The 14,930-nt window shown below is 63.6% G+C and carries 16 protein-coding genes; 9 read left to right on the forward strand and 7 right to left on the reverse strand.

All coding sequences use genetic code 11. The annotated features are described in order from the left end of the window. Positions 1–111: 111 nt before the first annotated feature. Positions 112–942, reverse strand: coding sequence for a septum site-determining protein MinC (minC, locus tag DBR47_RS17805; RefSeq protein WP_124452727.1), 831 nt, complete (start codon positions 940–942; stop codon positions 112–114). Between the two features lie 992 nt (positions 943–1,934). Here minC and DBR47_RS17810 point away from each other — a divergent pair. The 5 genes from DBR47_RS17810 to DBR47_RS17830 all read left to right on the forward strand — a co-directional run bounded on the left by DBR47_RS17810 (position 1,935) and on the right by DBR47_RS17830 (position 7,465). Next, positions 1,935–2,132, forward strand: coding sequence for a hypothetical protein (locus DBR47_RS17810; RefSeq protein ID WP_124452498.1), 198 nt, complete (start codon positions 1,935–1,937; stop codon positions 2,130–2,132). 291 nt (positions 2,133–2,423) lie between these two features. Then, the gene (gene metG, locus DBR47_RS17815) at positions 2,424–4,469 is read left to right on the forward strand and encodes a methionine--tRNA ligase (protein ID WP_124452500.1); all 2,046 of its coding nucleotides are present in this window, start codon (positions 2,424–2,426) and stop codon (positions 4,467–4,469) included. Positions 4,470–4,602: 133 nt separating this feature from the next. After that, positions 4,603–6,315 carry a SulP family inorganic anion transporter gene (locus DBR47_RS17820; protein ID WP_124452502.1) on the forward strand — a complete coding sequence of 571 codons (1,713 nt, stop codon included), beginning with the start codon at positions 4,603–4,605 and terminating at the stop codon, positions 6,313–6,315. Between the two features lie 38 nt (positions 6,316–6,353). After that, a complete protein-coding gene (locus DBR47_RS17825) occupies positions 6,354–6,557 on the forward strand; it encodes a DUF3460 family protein (protein WP_124452504.1) in 204 nt (67 codons plus the stop codon). Positions 6,558–6,622: 65 nt separating this feature from the next. Continuing rightward, entirely contained in the window at positions 6,623–7,465 is an 843-nt protein-coding gene (locus DBR47_RS17830; protein WP_231512383.1) for a ScpA family protein, read from the forward strand. A gap of 7 nt (positions 7,466–7,472) precedes the next feature. Here DBR47_RS17830 and DBR47_RS17835 read toward each other — a convergent pair whose 3' ends face one another. From DBR47_RS17835 to DBR47_RS17845, 3 genes are all read right to left on the reverse strand, one after another. Further along, positions 7,473–8,225 (reverse strand): response regulator transcription factor, encoded by a 753-nt coding sequence (locus DBR47_RS17835; protein ID WP_124452506.1) that lies wholly within the window; start codon positions 8,223–8,225, stop codon positions 7,473–7,475. A 124-nt stretch (positions 8,226–8,349) separates the two neighbouring features. Beyond that, the gene (locus DBR47_RS17840; RefSeq protein WP_124452509.1) at positions 8,350–8,802 is read right to left on the reverse strand and encodes a MaoC family dehydratase; all 453 of its coding nucleotides are present in this window, start codon (positions 8,800–8,802) and stop codon (positions 8,350–8,352) included. Further along, complete coding sequence (locus tag DBR47_RS17845; RefSeq protein ID WP_124452511.1) at positions 8,795–9,436, reverse strand: ParA family protein; 642 nt, start codon at positions 9,434–9,436, stop codon at positions 8,795–8,797. The genes DBR47_RS17840 and DBR47_RS17845 overlap by 8 nt, the downstream gene beginning before the upstream one ends. Positions 9,437–9,508: 72 nt before the next feature. On the opposite strand from DBR47_RS17845, the gene DBR47_RS17850 reads away from it, so the two are divergent. From DBR47_RS17850 to DBR47_RS17860, 3 genes are read left to right on the forward strand one after another with little or no spacing between them, the layout of a single operon-like run. Then, positions 9,509–10,153 carry an NAD(P)H-dependent oxidoreductase gene (locus tag DBR47_RS17850; RefSeq protein WP_124452513.1) on the forward strand — a complete coding sequence of 215 codons (645 nt, stop codon included), beginning with the start codon at positions 9,509–9,511 and terminating at the stop codon, positions 10,151–10,153. A gap of 1 nt (position 10,154) precedes the next feature. Next, the gene (gene kefC / locus DBR47_RS17855; protein ID WP_124452515.1) at positions 10,155–11,984 is read left to right on the forward strand and encodes a glutathione-regulated potassium-efflux system protein KefC; all 1,830 of its coding nucleotides are present in this window, start codon (positions 10,155–10,157) and stop codon (positions 11,982–11,984) included. A gap of 5 nt (positions 11,985–11,989) precedes the next feature. Continuing rightward, positions 11,990–12,421 carry a DUF1841 family protein gene (locus DBR47_RS17860; RefSeq protein WP_124452517.1) on the forward strand — a complete coding sequence of 144 codons (432 nt, stop codon included), beginning with the start codon at positions 11,990–11,992 and terminating at the stop codon, positions 12,419–12,421. Between the two features lie 68 nt (positions 12,422–12,489). On the opposite strand, the gene DBR47_RS17865 is transcribed toward DBR47_RS17860, so the two are convergent. The 3 genes from DBR47_RS17865 to flgA all read right to left on the reverse strand — a co-directional run bounded on the left by DBR47_RS17865 (position 12,490) and on the right by flgA (position 14,292). Continuing rightward, positions 12,490–12,891 carry a hypothetical protein gene (locus DBR47_RS17865; RefSeq protein WP_124452519.1) on the reverse strand — a complete coding sequence of 134 codons (402 nt, stop codon included), beginning with the start codon at positions 12,889–12,891 and terminating at the stop codon, positions 12,490–12,492. A 129-nt stretch (positions 12,892–13,020) separates the two neighbouring features. Beyond that, positions 13,021–13,350, reverse strand: a complete 330-nt coding sequence (gene flgM / locus DBR47_RS17870) for a flagellar biosynthesis anti-sigma factor FlgM (RefSeq protein WP_124452521.1) — start codon at positions 13,348–13,350, stop codon at positions 13,021–13,023. A 177-nt stretch (positions 13,351–13,527) separates the two neighbouring features. Continuing rightward, positions 13,528–14,292: a flagellar basal body P-ring formation chaperone FlgA gene (flgA, locus tag DBR47_RS17875; RefSeq protein WP_124452523.1), complete on the reverse strand. Its 765-nt coding sequence runs from the start codon at positions 14,290–14,292 to the stop codon at positions 13,528–13,530. Between the two features lie 190 nt (positions 14,293–14,482). On the opposite strand from flgA, the gene flgB reads away from it, so the two are divergent. After that, on the forward strand, positions 14,483–14,896 hold the full coding sequence (gene flgB, locus DBR47_RS17880; RefSeq protein WP_124452524.1) for a flagellar basal body rod protein FlgB: 414 nt from the start codon (positions 14,483–14,485) through the stop codon (positions 14,894–14,896). The last annotated feature ends 34 nt before the right edge of the window (positions 14,897–14,930 follow it).

Genomic DNA, 14,930 nt, shown 5'->3' on the forward strand with positions numbered 1-14,930 from the left:
CAAAAACTCGATTCGAAAGTGCCGGCCGTTCTCGCCCGGCACCTGTTCAGAACATTCTTCTTGATAAAAATTCTTGGCCGCCGCCGATGGCGCGGCTCGCAGGCAGAGCACTCACAGCTTGAGCGGCTCCATCAGCAGTTTTTCGCCCTCCAGGCGAATCTGCGCCGCACGGCCCAGCACCGCTTCGGGCAGGGGATTTTCGGTGGTTCGGTAGGTGCCGGCGATGGCAATCAGCTCGGCCTCCAAGCTCAGCGCAAAGATGCGCGCGCTGGTATCGCCCTTCGCACCCGCGATCGCCTTGCCGCGCAGCGGGGCATAGACATGGATGCTGCCGTCCGCAATCACCTCGGCACCGGGGTTGACCACCGCCAACACCACCAGATCGCCGCCCTTGGCATAGACCTGCTGGCCCGAACGCAGGGGCTTGTCTATCACCAAGGTCTTGACCACGCCGCTATCGGCGGGCGCTGCGGGGGCTGCCGGTGCGGCGACCGGCACTTCCACAATCACCTCGCGTATCACTTCACGAATCACTTCTTGCACCGGGGCCGGCGCTGGCGCCTCGGCACGGGGCGCTTCCTTGCGCGGCGGCGCTTCGTCGGCCGGAGCCTCGGCCAGACCCAGGGCCAAAGCCTGGCTCAATTCTTCCGGCAAGGCTCCCCGCAAGGCCACGGGCTGCAAGCGGTACTGGCGCAGCAAAGCCACCAGGGCTGCCACATCAAGTGGCGCATCGCCGCTCTCACGCTTGAGCAAGCCCAGCTCCAGCAGCAGAGGCTCCTGGCTGAAAACATCGGGGGTATCGCCCAGCTTGGCCGCCAGTTCCGCCGCCAAATCTGGCAGGCTGGCAGATTTCAGGACCAGCGCCAGCAGGCTGAGGCTGGCACTCTTCAACTCGAAAACGTCAGCCGCTCTGGAGCTAGTCCGAGCCGCCGCCCTTCCCATCTGTGCCTGAGCCATCGAATGCTTTGCTGTTGTGCGAATCGAAAGATTCTAGTGGCTCAAAAATGAGGCTGACTCAGGCATTGCCCGCAAGCCACAGAGCGAGCCCCTGTCGCGCGCATCCAGCCCCTGCCCCATTTTCACGCATCCTAGGCAATAGCCTTGTAAATCAATCACTTAGACCTCGCTTTCCAACTTGGCCCACAGCGATATCCACAATCCTTGGGGATAGGTTCAGAGCAGGACGACCCGCCTTCTTGCGCGAGCCGACAGCTGTGTGCATTCAAATCACGGCGCGGCAGAAATTTTCCTAATCCAATCAAACACTTAGCTATCTTTTCGCAGGCCGCTTCAGCCTCGCCAAAAGCAGCTGGAAAACAGAAAACTCAGCTATTCGCACAAGAGAGATGGATTTATTGGGGCGCTGCACCCAATTTGAGCAGGCTAGCAAAGTCCTAGGCCCCACAAGCACTTAGCGAAGCTGTGGTCAGGTCACCCACAAAGATATCCACAGTCGCTGGGGATAGGCCGCCCACCAAGGCGTCGCCAAACACCAGAAAAGCCCAAAAAACTATGCTAGCCCGAGCGACTTATCCCCATTTTGAAGCGCCGTCAAGAGTTTGTAACCCACATTCGGGCAAGACCCGATATCGACGCCAAGTCAAGGCTAAGTGATTGATTCATATAGAAAGCCCGCAAGTGCCGCGAAATGAGGCAAGCTAAGCCTAGGCACGGCGGGACAAGGGTTTGGGGCCTATGCAGAGGCCTTGTCCACAAAGTTATCCACAGCTGCGGTGGATAGCCTTTTCAGGCCATAAGAATCAGCAACTTAGCGGCGTTGTTTGAAGCAATTTTGAAGTTCCGGCGCTAACTGAAGTTCAAAGTCGGGCCGATCAGACCAAGGGTCGGCAAGGCCACGGCGAGCCGCAAGTCCCTCGCAGCGGTTACATTGAAGGCAAACCCGCACATTGCGGGCCTCAAGCAGGAGCACGGCTTTGGCCACACCCAACTACTCATACGAAAAACGCCAACGCGAGCTGGCCAAGAAGCGCAAGACCGAAGAAAAACGCATGCGCAAGGCCAACAAGCCCGAAGGCGGTGACGCGTCGGGTCAGGACGAAACCCAGGACCAGGCCGAGGCCGGCAGCGAGCCCGGCGCGGCCGACACCACGCCACCCAGCACGACGGCCTGAGTTTTTTGGCTCCCTGCCGGGCACTGATTGCCGCGCGAACGCACAGGGCCTGAAGCAAGGAGCCAAACAAAGCCGGGGCACCGCCTGACGCGCAAGCTCAGCGGTTGCCCGCTCGGCACTGGCAGGGCTTATCGCCACTCTGCCCCTGGCCGCCCAGACTGCGCGCCAGGCAGGGCCTGAGCGGCCCTGCGCTTGCCCGCAAATGTGATGGCCTGCCAAGGCCTAAAATGCCTCTCTTGCTCTCCCTCCCGGCGCAGCCGCTGAGCCCACCTCACCGTCGCCCCAGACACCATGACTCGCAAGCTTTTCGTCACCACCGCCCTGCCCTACGCCAACGCCAACTTCCATATTGGCCACATCATGGAATACACCCAGGCCGATGTCTGGGTCCGCTTCCAACGCATGATGGGCCAGGAGGTGCATTTCGTCTGCGCCGATGACGCCCATGGTGCGCCCATCATGATTGCGGCCGAAAAGGCCGGCATCACCCCGCAGCAATTCGTGGCCAATATCGCTGCGGGCCGCAAAGCCTATCTGGACGGCTTCCATATCAGCTTTGACAACTGGCACTCGACTGACGGCGAGGAGAACCACGAGCTGTCCAAGGACGTCTACCGCGCCCTGCGTCGCCAGGAGCTGATCGATGTGAAGTCCATCGAGCAGTTCTACGACCCCGAAAAAGGCATGTTCCTGCCCGACCGCTTCATCAAGGGCGAGTGCCCCAAATGCGGCGCCAAGGACCAGTACGGCGACTCCTGCGAGAACTGCGGCGCCGTTTACACCCCGACCGAGTTGAATAACCCCTTCTCCGTGCTGACCGGCGCCACGCCGGTGCTGAAGAGCTCGGAGCATTACTTCTTCAAGCTCAGCGACCCGCGCTGCATCGCCTTCCTGGAAGAGTGGACGCAGAGCAGCGGCCGCCTGCAGCCCGAGGTCTTCAACAAGATCAAGGAATGGTTTGCCAAGGACGAAGAAGGCAAGGGCGGCCTGGGTGACTGGGACATCAGCCGCGACGCGCCCTACTTCGGCATCGAGATTCCTGACGCGCCGGGCAAGTATTTCTACGTCTGGTTGGACGCGCCCATCGGCTACCTGGCCTCGCTGAAGAATTACTTCGGCAAGACCGGCCGCGACTTCGACGCCTTCATGGCCGACGAGACGGTGGAGCAGATCCACTTCATTGGCAAAGACATCACCTACTTCCACACCTTGTTCTGGCCGGCCATGCTGCATTTCAGCGGCCGCAAGACGCCCAACCACGTCTTTGTGCACGGCTTCATGACCGTCAACAACGGCGAGAAGATGAGCAAGAGCCGCGGCACCGGCCTGGACCCGATGAAGTATCTGGGCCTGGGCCTGAACGCCGAGTGGCTGCGCTACTACATTGCCGCCAAGCTGAACAACCGGGTCGAAGACATCGACTTCAACCCCGAGGACTTCGTCGCCCGCATCAATAGCGATCTGGTCGGCAAGTACATCAATATCGCCTCGCGCGCGGCCGGCTTCCTGGCCAAGCGCTTTGGCGGCCATCTCTCCGGCGACCTCGGCGTGGAAGGCCGCAGCCTGCTGGACGGCCTGCGCGCCCAAGCGCCCGCCATCGCCCAGCTCTACGAGGAGCGCGAGTTCGGCAAGGCCTTGCGCGAGACCATGCTCTTGGCCGACCGCGTCAACGAGTATGTGGACCAGAACAAGCCCTGGGAGCTGGCCAAGCAAGAAGGCAAGGACGCCGTGCTGCAAGACGTTTGCAGTGTCTGTATCGAGGCCTTCCGTCTGCTGACCATCTACCTCAAGCCGGTGTTGCCGGCCCTGGCCGCCAAGGTCGAGGCATTCTTGCGCGTGCAGCCTCTGCAGTTCGCCGACGCCGCCCGCGCCCTGGGCGCCCACCAGATCGGCGCCTACGAGCATCTGATGCAACGGGTGGATGCCAAGATGGTGGAGGCCTTGTTTGAAGCGCCACCTGCGCCCAAGGTCGTGCCGGGCGGTGAGGACATCGCCCCCGAGATCAAGATCGACGATTTCAGCAAGGTCGATCTGCGCATCGCCAAAATCGTCAAGGCCGAACATGTGGAAGGCTCTGACAAGCTGCTGCGCCTGACCTTGGACGCGGGCGAAGGCCGCCTGCGCAATGTGTTCAGCGGCATCAAGAGCGCCTACAAGCCCGAAGACCTGGAAGGCAAGCTGACCGTGATGGTGGCCAATCTGGCGCCGCGCAAGATGAAGTTTGGCATCAGCGAAGGCATGGTGCTCGCCGCCAGCCACGCCGATCCCAAGGTCAACCCCGGCATCTTTGTGCTGGAGCCCTTCCCCGGCGCTCAACCCGGCATGCGTGTGGGGTAAATCGAATCAGCGCGGGCCATTGACAGGGCGCAAGCACTGTTAAAAAACGCCAACAAATCACGGGCCGCTCCCTGCAAATTGCAGGGGCGGCCCGTTCCCTTTTGCGGGCTCGCGGGCGCACAATGATTCGCACATGTTGCCCTCACTCCACCGCTTTCGCCCCCGCTCCCTGGAGCTGTTGAAGGATTACTCCCGCGCGCGTTTCGTCGGGGATCTTGGGGCGGGCTTCACCGTCGGCGTGGTCGCCCTGCCCCTGGCCCTGGCCTTTGCCATTGCCTCCGGGGTCAAGCCCGAGCAGGGCTTGTTCACCGCCATCATCGCGGGCTTTCTGATCTCGGCCCTGGGCGGCTCGAATGTGCAGATCGGCGGGCCGGCCGGTGCCTTCATCGTCATCATCTACGGCATCGTGCAGCGCTATGGCCTGGCCAATCTGCTGATCTCCACCATGCTGGCCGGCGGCCTGCTGTTTGCGATGGGTGCCTTGAAGCTGGGGGCCCTGGTGCGCTACATCCCGGTCAGCATCGTGATCGGCTTCACCAACGGCATCGCCATCCTGATCGGCTTGTCACAGCTGAAGGACTTCATGGGGCTCAAGATCGAGAAGATGCCGGCCGACTTCTTCAGCCAGATCGGCGTGCTGATGGGCCATTGGCGGGAGTTCAATCCCTGGTCCTTGCTGGTCGGCACGGGCTGCATCCTGATCGTGCTGCTCTGGCCCAAGACCTATGCAATGGAGCGCCACGCCCCGACCCTGGGCGGCAAGGCCAAGCGCTGGATGGCCCAGCTACCCGGCACCGTTATCGCCTTGGCGGCAGCCACCGCCGCCACCTACTTTTTGAAGCTGCCGCTGGACACGATAGGCAGCCGCTTCGGCGGCATACCGCAAGGCCTGCCCAGCTTTGCCTTGCCGGAGCTGAGCTGGGCCTCGGCGCGGCTGCTCTTCATGCCCACCTTGACCATTGCCATTTTGGGCGCGATCGAATCCCTGCTCTGCGCCCGGGTGGCCGACAACCTCACCGAGTTCAAGCGCCACGACCCCAACCAGGAGTTGATGGCTCAGGGCATTGCCAATATCGTGACGCCCTTCTTCGGCGGCATCCCCGCCACCGGCACCATCGCCCGCACCGTCACCAATGTGAAGGCCGGAGGCAGCAGCCCGGTGGCAGGCATGGTGCATGCCCTCTGCCTGCTCATCATCGTGCTGGTAGCCGCGCCGCTGGCCTCCAACATCCCCCTGGCTGCCTTGGCCGGGCTCTTGCTGGTGGTGGCCTGGAATATGGGTGAGTGGCACGAGTTCGCCCGCCTGCGCCATTTCAGCCTGCCCTATCGCACGATTTTGCTGGGCACTTTTGTGCTGACCGTGGTGTTTGACCTGACGGTGGCGGTCGAGGCCGGCCTGGTGCTGGCCTGCGTCTTCTTCATCTACCGCATGAGCACGCTGTTCAAGGTTCAGCCCCTGGAACTGCCTTATCTGGCCAGCGATGTCGCGAGTCAGACCCGTGTCTACGAGCTGTATGGCTCGCTCTTTTTCGGCGCGGTCGGCAAGGTGGAGGGCCTGGCCGAGAATCTTGGCAGCGAGGTGCGCACCCTGGTGCTGGACACCCAACGCCTGATCTCCATCGACACCTCGGGCCTGGACGCCCTGCTGCAGCTGCAGCGCATCCTGGAACGCCAGGGCCAGAAGCTGATCCTGTGCGGGCTCAATGAGCAGCCCGCCAGCCTGGTGCAGCGCGGCGGCCTGGCGCAAGCCCTGGGCCCCAAAGGCATTTACCCCGAGCTTTCAGACTGGTTGCTGAGCCAAATGCATATCGACCGGGTCAGGGGCGATGCCAGCCCTGTAAAATGAAGGCTTCGTCCGTCCGTAAACCCTCATCCCACACCGCCATGCCATTGTTCTGGAAAGCCTACAAGTCCGAAGCCACCACCTTCATCGACGAGCTGAAGGCAAAGCGCCCGACGCTGGAGCAAGAGCAACTGGCCGGTCGCGCCCTGCTGTGGGACAAGGCCGTGGACCGCAGCGCCCAAGCGGACTACCGCATCGCCCGCGTGGCCCAACAGCCCTACGTCTACCAGACCAAGTCTAAGTAAGCCCTGGGCTTCACTCAGACCCCTGTCATCGCCTCCCATTCTTCGCCTTGAGCCAGAAGGCTGAACTGAGCCTGCCGCCTCTGGCCGAGGCGGACCAGGACCTGCCCGGCCTGCCCGAGACGGTGGATGCCGTGGCGGTGGCCCGCCTCTACGGCGAGCCCTTGTTCCAGATGCCGCTGGACCTCTACATCCCGCCGGATGCTTTGGAGGTGTTTTTGGAGGCCTTCCAGGGGCCGCTGGATCTTTTGCTCTACCTGATTCGGCGCCAGAACTTCAATATTCTGGACATCCCCCTGGCGGATGTGACTCGCCAATACCTCAGCTACGTCGACCAGCTGCGCAAGCACAATTTGGAGCTGGCCAGCGAGTATTTGCTGATGGCGGCCATGCTGATCGAGATCAAATCTCGCATGCTGCTGCCGCCCAAGAAGACCGAGGACGGCAGCGAGCCCGAAGACCCGCGCGCCGAGTTGGTACGCCGCTTGCTGGAATACGAACAGATCAAGCTGGCTGCGGCCAAGCTGGACGCCCTGCCGGTGATGGGCCGGGATTTTCTGCGTGCCGCCGTGCATATCGAGCAGTCGCTTCAGCCGCGCTTCCCCGATGTAGAAGCGGTCGACCTGCGCGACGCCTGGCTGGACATTCTGCGCCGCGCCAAGCTCAACCAGCATCACCGCATCAGCCGCGAGCAACTCTCGGTGCGCGAGCATATGAGCATCGTGCTGCGCCGCCTGCAGGGCCAACGCTTTGTCGAGTTCGAGTACTTATTCGACGTCAGCCGCGGCCAAGCCGTGCTGGTGGTGACCTTTATCGCCATGCTGGAGCTGGCCCGCGAACGCCTGCTGGAAATCACCCAGGCCGAGGCCTTCGCCCCTATCTACGTCCGCCTGGCTTACCAACCAAGCTAGAACCGACTCAAGGCTGCCCGTTGCGCCAGGTGGAGAAATGCGCCTCCGGCTGCTTTTGCACCAACTGACCCACGGCCAGCACGGCCTGGGTGCGTGAACCCACGCCCAGGGCCTTGAGCACGGCGGCGACATGGTCCTTGATGGTTTCCACCGACACCCCCAGCTCGCGCGCGATGATTTTGTTGGGCTTGCCTTGCAGCAGCAGGGCCAGCACATCGGTCTGGCGCGGAGTCAGGGACAAACCCTCCAAGCCGGTCGTCGTCTGGTAGCTGGAGGCCAGGGCCTCTTGTTGAATCTGCTGCAGCTTGTTTTGCTGAGCGGTGGCCGGACCCTTGGCCGGCGTCGGGCTGGACGCCACCGCCTCCTGGCCCAAGGTCATGGGCGGCACATAAATGCCACCGGCCATCACCAGCTTGAGCGCCTGGGCCAGCAGCTCGGTGCTATTGCGCTTGGGCACAAAACCCATGGCGCCCTGGTCGATGGAGCGGATCACATCGCTGGCCCGATCCGAGGCCGAGATCACCACCACAGGCAGGGCCGGATAGCTCTCGCGGAACTCGTCCAGCACATCAAAACCGCTGGCGTCTCCCAGTTGCAGGTCCAGCAGCACCAGATCGAAATCGTCGCTCTGCTGCAAGGCCAGGCGGGCGGCCGCAGCGCTGTCCGCTCCGACCACCACCACCTCCTTGTTGAGGCCCTCGATCACCGTCTTCAAAGCGGACAAGATCAGCGGATGATCGTCAATCAACAAGACCTTCATGCCCACCCACCCCTGCTTTGCTTCAAATTCATCTTCATAAGGCTGGGCATGATAGGTCAGGGCCAGCGGAATTGGCACACCCACAAAGGGTGATATCGCAAGCCCAGGGGCGCCAAGCTCGCGCCTATTCGAACTGGTGGGTCAGCGATTCGGCAATGCAGACCGGTTTGTCCGAACCCTCACGTTCCACAGACACCTCGATGCTGATCTGCGCGCCTCCGGCGATGGGCTCCAGGCTCCTGAGCTTGAAGCGGCCACGCAGCCGGCTGCCCACCGGCACGGGCGCCGGGAAGCGCACCCGACCCAGGCCGTAGTTGAGGCCCATGCGCACGGTCTTGATGCGAAAGCCGGTCTCGAAAAAGATGGGCAGCAGGCTCAGGGTCAGAAAACCGTGGGCAATGGTGCAGCCAAAAGGCCCGGCGGCAGCGCGCAGCGGGTCGGTATGAATCCATTGCTGATCGTCGGTGGCGTCAGCGAACTTCTGGATGCGGTCCTGATCCACCAACACCCATTCGCTGACACCGATGTCCTGCCCCACCAGAGCGGACAGTTCCGCCAGATTCTCAAACTCACGCATGCCGACGCTCCAACCAAGCCACCAAGGGCTGCCACTGCTGCAGATCCCGCTCCACCCGACCGGGCGCAACATCCCAAAGCGTCAGGCCGCGAGCGGCCAGTTGCACATAGTTTTGTGTGTCGCGCAAAAAGCCAAGAAAAGGCGCATTCATCTGGGGTAAGAAATGTTGCAGCTGATCGACTGACAAAGTGCCTTCCTTGGCGCGCATGCCCACCAGCGCCAGCTCGGGCCGGTGCTTGGTTTGATCGGGCTGACGAAACTGTTCGTGCAAGTGGCTGACGAAGTCAAAGCTGGCCTGGATGTCGAACAAGCTGGGCTGCAAGGGGATGATGATTTTGTCGGCCAGCTTGTAGAGCAGCTTCAGCTTCTTGCCGTCCAGGCCGGCGGGAGTGTCTATCACCACATGGCTGACACCCTTGGGCGGTTTGACCGTGTCACGACCATCGAAGTCCCAACCCTGAATCTGCGGTAAATGCGGCGGGCGCAGAGCCAGCCAACGACGCGAGGATTGCTGCTTGTCCACATCGCCCAACATCACCTTGTGACCGCGCCAAGCCAGCATGCCGGCAATATTGGTGGCCAAGGTACTCTTCCCCACCCCACCCTTGGGATTCGCGACCAGGATCACGGGCATGTTGACTCCTTGCATGAGATGCGTGCGCGCAATGGTAGCGCCCCGGTCGCCGTCTCGGGTTAGGCTAGGTGCATGAGCGAGATCCTGATCCTTCAAGCCCACCCCGATCTGAACCGGTCCCGGGTCACCCGCGCGATGGCCCAAGCGGTCGCGGCGGCCGCCTCCCCGCGCATCGCGCTGAGGGACCTGTACCAGCGCTACCCCGACTACGCCCTCGATCTGGACGCCGAGCAAGCCGCCCTCGGCCAGGCCCGGCTGATCGTGCTGCTGCAGCCCTTGCACTGGTATGGCATGCCGGCCCTGCTCAAGCTCTGGGTGGACGAGGTGCTGGCTTTCGGCTGGGCCTATGGCCCCGGCGGCCGGGCGCTGGCGGGCAAGGACTGCTGGCTGGCCACATCGACCGGAGGCAGCCGCTCGGACTACAGCCCGCAAGGCCCGCACGGCCATGCCATCGAAGATTTTCTGCTGCCCTATGCCCAGATCGCGCGGCTTTGCGGCATGCGCCAGCTGCCGCCCCTGATCCTGCACGAGGCGCACCGGGTCTCAGACGCAGAACTGCACCAGCATGCGCTGGGCTTTGTGCAAACCCTGCTGGCCTATCCGCACATTGGCGGCGGCAACGCCGAGCCCACCGCCAGCCCGGCGGAAGAGCTGAGCCTGGATGAGCGCCCGCCGCTCTTCAGCCCCCTGCCTCCCCAGCAGCTCAGGAGCCTCTGAAATGGCCGTTGATTCCTGGTTGCATCTGCCCCTGGTCTTCCTCGCCGCGGCCGTGCTGGCCGTGCCCCTGGCGCGCTGGCTGCGCCTGGGCTCCATCCTCGGCTATCTGGTGGCCGGGGTTTTGATCGGCCCGGCCGTGCTGGGCCTGGTCAGCTCGCCTGCCACCATTCTGGAGGTGGCCGAGTTCGGCGTGGTCTTGATGATGTTTCTGGTCGGCCTGGAGTTGGAGCCCAAGCGGCTCTGGGCCATGCGGCGGCCGATTTTTGGCTGGGGCTCGGTGCAGCTGCTGGGCTCCACCGCCCTGCTATTCGGCCTGGCCCTGCTGCTGGGTGTGACTTGGAATCTGGCCCTGGTGGCCAGCCTGGGCCTGGCCATGTCCTCCACGGCCGTGGCCCTGGCGGTGCTGGCCGAGCGCAATCTGGGCCGCACCACGGCGGGCGAGAGCATTCTCAGCGTGGCCTTGCTGCAAGACATCGCCGCCATCCCCGTGCTGGCCCTGGTGCCCATCGTGGCGGCCAGCGGCGCGGCGACCGCCGCTGAGGGTTCAGGCGGCTGGCAGGCGGCCAAGGCACTGGGCGTGATCCTGGCCATCGTGTTTGGCGGTCGCCTACTCTTGCGCCCGGCCCTGCGCTGGATTGCCCAAAGCCGCACGCCCGAGATCTTCACCGCCGCCGCCTTGCTGCTGGTCTTGGGCACGGCGGCGCTGATGCATGAGGTGGGCTTGTCCATGGCCCTGGGCGCTTTCTTGGCCGGTGTGCTGCTGGCCGAGAGCGAATACCGGCGCGAGCTGGAGACCGATCTGGAACCCTTCAAAGGCCTGCTGCTGGGCCTGTTTTTCATCGCCACCGGCATGGGCCTGGATCTGAGCGTGGTGCTGACGCATGCACCCCTGGTTTTTGGCCCGCTGGCGGCCTTGCTGCTGTTCAAAGGCCTGCTGCTGACGCTGATGGCCCGCTGGATGAAGATCCCACTGCTGGAGCGGCCGGTGTTCGTAATCCTGCTGGCCCAGGGCGGCGAGTTCGGCTTTGTGGTGTTCCAGCTGGCCCAGAGCTCGGGCCTGATCAACGCCACGCAGAACTCGGCCCTGGTGGCGGCCGTGGCCCTGTCCCTGGCCTGCACACCCGCGCTTTTGCAGCTGGCCGACCGCTTGCTGCTGCCTCGTCTGGCCCGGCGCGCCTTGCCCGACGCGGCCAGCCAAGCGCCGCTCACGCCGGCACCCATCATCATTGCCGGCTTCGGCCGCTACGGCCAGATCGTCGGCCGCCTGCTCTACGCCAATGGCTATGAGGCCACGGTGCTGGACCAGGATGCCGAGATGATCGAGCTGATGCGGCAATTCGGCTGGCGGGTGTTTTACGGCGACGCCACCCGGCTCGATCTGCTGCGCAGCGCAGGTGCCGAGACCGCCAAAATCCTGGTGCTGGCGGTGGACGATGTGGGACAAAGCCTGGAGATCGCCACCCTGGCACGCAGCCATTTCCCGCAGCTGCAAATCGTGGCGCGCGCCCGCAATGTGCAGCACTACTACCGTCTGCGCGAATTGGGCGTCACGCTGATCGAACGCGAAACCCTGGACGCCGCCCTGATGAGCGGCCGCAGCGTGCTGGAGCTGCTGGGCTTGCAAGCCCATGCCGCGCGCAAACTGGCCTGGCGTTTTCGCCAACACAATCTGCAGCAATTGGAAACGACCCTGCCCATCGCCCGTGACCGGGCGGCGCTGATCGCGGTGGCCAAGCAGGGCCGGGAGCAGTTGGAAGCCTTGTTCGCCAAGGAACGTGCCGAGGGCCAAAGCCCGGCCCAGGACTGGCATGGCGAGCAGCGGCGACAATAGCCCCCATGTTTGCCCCCTCACAACTCGAAGTCCGGCGTTTTTTCTGCGCCACCTACCGCAAATTGCGCGATGGCGCGCCGCTGATTCCCATGGAGGTGATTGCCGCCGACTGGATCCGCGAGCATCCCGAATACCACGCCGAACTGGCCGACGAAGAGGCGGCGCTGGCGGCCGTCTACAGCGTGGAAGAAGGGCGCACCAACCCCTTTTTGCACCTGTCCATGCATCTGACCATCAGCGAGCAGCACTCCATCGACCAGCCCCACGGCATCCGTCAGGCGGTGGACCTGCTGGCCGCCCGCCGCAACTCTTTGCACGAGGCGCATCACGCCGCCATGGACTGCCTGGGCGAAATGATCTGGGCCTCGCAGCGCAGCGGCCTGCCACCTGACGGTCACGCCTATCTGGATTGCGTCAGCCGCAAGGCCACTCGCTGAGCTTGGCGCCGCCACAATGCAAAAGGCCACGCATGCGTGGCCTTTTTGCTGGGGTTGAGGCGGATCACTCAGGCCTGGATGGAGCCCCCCAGGCTCTTGCGTTCGGTCTTGCCCAGGGCGGAATAGACGGCATTGGCTTCGGCCGGCATCAACACATCGATGGCACGGTCCAGCGCGGCGGTGGCACGGGCCAGTGACTCGCGCTGAGCGGCAACGCGGCCGCCGGCCTGCACCAGGCGATGGCGCAGATGGGCGGGCACGGCGCCGCTACGAGCGGCTTCGCTGAAGGAGTTGATGGCCAGGGCCAGGGCTTGATGCAGCTTGGCGGCGTTTTGCTCGATCGCTTGGCTGTCGCGGCGCAGCAAGGCCTCGCCCAGCAGATTCAGGCAGTTTTCCACCTCCACCAGAGGCTGTTCAAGCTGCTGACTCGCCGCAGCGGCGTTCGGTTCGGAGGGAGGCAAAGCTTGCATGACTATCCCCGCCATCAGGCGTTGAGAAAGCGTGATCGAGACCGGCGAGCCCGTCAAACGGCCTCACCCATATCTTCAGTCCGGGCGGTGGCGGCAGCCCCAAGGCCTGGCCGCAACCGGGGCGAACAATCAGTGAGGCGCCATCCGGCCCATCAATTCCTGCGCATTGGCGATCAGCTTGTCGGCAATCGCGTCGGCATTGACTGTGAACTTGCCGTCGGTGATGGCCTGGGAAATCCGATCGACCTTGGCCGCATCGAAGCTACCCTCTTCCGAAACGCCCGACAGCAACTTGGTCGCGGCACTGGAGAGCTGGATGGTGGCGCTGGCTTGCGGAGTATTTTTTGCTCCACTGGCCGCACCAGCCCCCGGGGCCGGCGCACGACCGGCCTGGCCGGCCGCGGATTTCTCCGTGCCAACCGCGGTCGCGGCTATGTCTGGGCTATTACCGATTTTCATGATGTTCTCCATAGGCTTGGGCGCACCCAAACCTCTCTACGTTGTCCGGTGTATCGACGCGGGGCATGAAACCTTGAGGACTTTCGACACAAAACCCGCCAGCACCGGGCATTTCATCACTGGCAGGTCGCTTGCGCAGAGCCGGGCTCTCACAAGACTGAAATTTCGTGTTCATCTTCACAGCAGCACCTCGACCCGTCGTTCGCCAATCGCACGACCGGTCACAACGCGACCATTGTCAAACCGCACTTTGACGTTCTGCCCTTCCAGGCCGGCCGCCAAAGCTTGTCCTTCACCGGCCACGGAATAGCCCGGGCCGCTCGCCAAGACGGTGACGGTGTCACCCGCCGCGAAAACTTGGCGCAGCTTCAAGCTGCTGCTGCGTACCGCCTCACCGGCCGCCACGGGGCGGGCCAGCGCGCGGCCATTCAGGCTTGTTGCGTCGGTGAACACCGCGCCCGGTTCGGCGGCTATATCTATTTCGGCCATGGACAGCTGTTCCTGAGCCAAGACCGCCCCTGCAGGCAGGGGGTCGGTCGCCACCACGGCGCGGGCGAATACCCGCACCTTGACGGGCAGGCTGACATTCCAACGTGCTCGGCCATCCACACAGCGCAGGCCGATACGGGTCTGCCCCCACATCTGCAAGCCGGCAGGCAGATAGGGCTGCACCTGCAAGCAGGGCGCCAGACGCAGGCGCGGATCCAGCTTGCCCACTTCCACATCCACCCGGGCCTGAGCCGGCATACCGGCCCGCGCACCGTTCTGGGCCAAGGACTGCACCCGGCCCAGCAACTCGGGCGCCAGCACCCCAGCCTCCTGGGCCTGGGCCTGGGCCTGGGGCAGCACCAGCCCAGCGCAGGCCAGCACAGCCAGGGCCTGGGCGGCGCTGCGCTGCCAAGCAAGGCGGCGCAACTGGGAGGGGGGGCGAATTTGGAACATGGCTGGACTTTAGACCGATGAACCCTGGGCCTAGCGCCGAAATGCAGGCCAAAGCACTTGTTATTCCCGCTAATGTTTTTGAAGCAGGCCAACACAATCCGGTCACATCGTCTATTCACCCGCAGACCGAGACCCGCCATGCGCCGGGCAGGTTGGAGCGAAAGACGCAGGAATACAAGGGGTACGCATCATGCTGAACCGATTGACCGACTCGCTGAACTTTCAGACCCAGGCCCTGGCCTTGCGGTCGGAACGTCAGCGCATGCTCGCCAGCAATATTGCCAATGCCGACACCCCGGGCTATCAGGCCCGCGATATGGATTTCGCCCGCGCTCTGCGCGAGGCCACCGGGAGCAGCCTGAGCTCCGGCGCTTTGAACACCACCCAGAGCGGCCATATCGCTCCGGCCGCGGGTGCGCGCAGCGAATCGCAGCTGCTTTACGCCACCTCAGCGCAAACAAATCTGGACAGCAACTCGGTGGATATGGACCGCGAGCGGGCCAATTTTGCGGACAACTCGGTCAAGTACGAGGCCACGCTGCGTTTCATCAATGGCTCGGTGCGCACCGCACTGGACGCGATGAAGTCGCCCAACGCAGGCTAAGCCCTGAGCCGCAGAACAGGCAGGAGCCGCTCTT

This window comes from Paucibacter sp. KBW04, from assembly GCF_003852425.1.
Lineage (GTDB): Bacteria > Pseudomonadota > Gammaproteobacteria > Burkholderiales > Burkholderiaceae_C > Paucibacter_A.

What these genes read in the sequence shown, in the direction of transcription:
- DBR47_RS17850 (WP_124452513.1), top strand. Translation starts at nt 9,509, where the DNA reads ATGAGCGAGATCCTGATCCTTCAAGCCCACCCCGATCTGAACCGGTCC.
- flgM (WP_124452521.1), bottom strand. Translation starts at nt 13,350, where the DNA reads ATGAAAATCGGTAATAGCCCAGACATAGCCGCGACCGCGGTTGGCACG.
- flgB (WP_124452524.1), top strand. Translation starts at nt 14,483, where the DNA reads ATGCTGAACCGATTGACCGACTCGCTGAACTTTCAGACCCAGGCCCTG.
- DBR47_RS17865 (WP_124452519.1), bottom strand. Translation starts at nt 12,891, where the DNA reads ATGCAAGCTTTGCCTCCCTCCGAACCGAACGCCGCTGCGGCGAGTCAG.
- DBR47_RS17820 (WP_124452502.1), top strand. Translation starts at nt 4,603, where the DNA reads ATGTTGCCCTCACTCCACCGCTTTCGCCCCCGCTCCCTGGAGCTGTTG.
- DBR47_RS17860 (WP_124452517.1), top strand. Translation starts at nt 11,990, where the DNA reads ATGTTTGCCCCCTCACAACTCGAAGTCCGGCGTTTTTTCTGCGCCACC.
- flgA (WP_124452523.1), bottom strand. Translation starts at nt 14,292, where the DNA reads ATGTTCCAAATTCGCCCCCCCTCCCAGTTGCGCCGCCTTGCTTGGCAG.
- DBR47_RS17840 (WP_124452509.1), bottom strand. Translation starts at nt 8,802, where the DNA reads ATGCGTGAGTTTGAGAATCTGGCGGAACTGTCCGCTCTGGTGGGGCAG.
- DBR47_RS17845 (WP_124452511.1), bottom strand. Translation starts at nt 9,436, where the DNA reads ATGCCCGTGATCCTGGTCGCGAATCCCAAGGGTGGGGTGGGGAAGAGT.
- minC (WP_124452727.1), bottom strand. Translation starts at nt 942, where the DNA reads ATGGGAAGGGCGGCGGCTCGGACTAGCTCCAGAGCGGCTGACGTTTTC.
- DBR47_RS17825 (WP_124452504.1), top strand. Translation starts at nt 6,354, where the DNA reads ATGCCATTGTTCTGGAAAGCCTACAAGTCCGAAGCCACCACCTTCATC.
- metG (WP_124452500.1), top strand. Translation starts at nt 2,424, where the DNA reads ATGACTCGCAAGCTTTTCGTCACCACCGCCCTGCCCTACGCCAACGCC.
- kefC (WP_124452515.1), top strand. Translation starts at nt 10,155, where the DNA reads ATGGCCGTTGATTCCTGGTTGCATCTGCCCCTGGTCTTCCTCGCCGCG.
- DBR47_RS17835 (WP_124452506.1), bottom strand. Translation starts at nt 8,225, where the DNA reads ATGAAGGTCTTGTTGATTGACGATCATCCGCTGATCTTGTCCGCTTTG.